Source organism: Streptomyces sp. PT12 (assembly GCF_003311645.1).
Classification (GTDB): Bacteria; Actinomycetota; Actinomycetes; order Streptomycetales; family Streptomycetaceae; genus Streptomyces.
This window is the reverse complement of sequence record NZ_QEST01000011.1, coordinates 1-632: the sequence shown is the minus strand read 5'-3', so window position 1 is coordinate 632 and position 632 is coordinate 1. Positions and strand designations below refer to the sequence as shown.

Below are 632 nucleotides of genomic sequence, written 5' to 3'. Positions count from 1 at the left end.
CCCGAACGCGGCACCACAGGCGCAAGATCCGACAACAGACGCTCCCGCAACGGCTCCACCTGAGCCGAATGACCCGCCGTATCGATCCCCCTGATCCGACGCGCCCGCACCCCCTCCGCAGACAACACCTCCACCAACTCATCCAACGCCACCGGATCACCCGCCACAGCACACGCACCCGGACTGTTCACCGCGGCCACCGACAGCACATCACCCCAACGCCCCAAGCGCTCACGCACCACACCCGCCGGAAGCCCAACCGACGCCATCCCCCCCAAACCCACCAAGCCCAGCCACGCCCGCGACCGCAACGCCACCACCCGCGCCCCGTCCTCCAACGACAACCCACCCGCCACCACCGCAGCCGCAATCTCCCCCTGCGAATGCCCCACCACCGCCGCGGGCTCCACACCATAGGAACGCCACACGGCCGCCAGCGACACCATCACCGCCCACAACACCGGCTGCACCACATCCACCCGGGACAACAACTCCGGATCGACCAACGCCTGATCAAAATCCCACTCGACAAACGGCGCCAACGCCTCCCGGCACGCCTCCATCGACTCACGGAACACCGACGACGTACCAAGGAGCCCAGACGCCATCCCCACCCACTGCGCCCCCTGACC

General features: G+C 68.2%; 1 protein-coding gene. It reads right to left on the bottom strand.

Going from position 1 to position 632, the window contains the following annotated elements:
• Positions 1 to 608: acyltransferase domain-containing protein (locus tag DEH69_RS00750; protein ID WP_309302749.1), on the bottom strand; the 608-nt coding region annotated here is incomplete at its 3' end.
• Between the last annotated feature and the right edge of the window lie 24 nt (positions 609 to 632).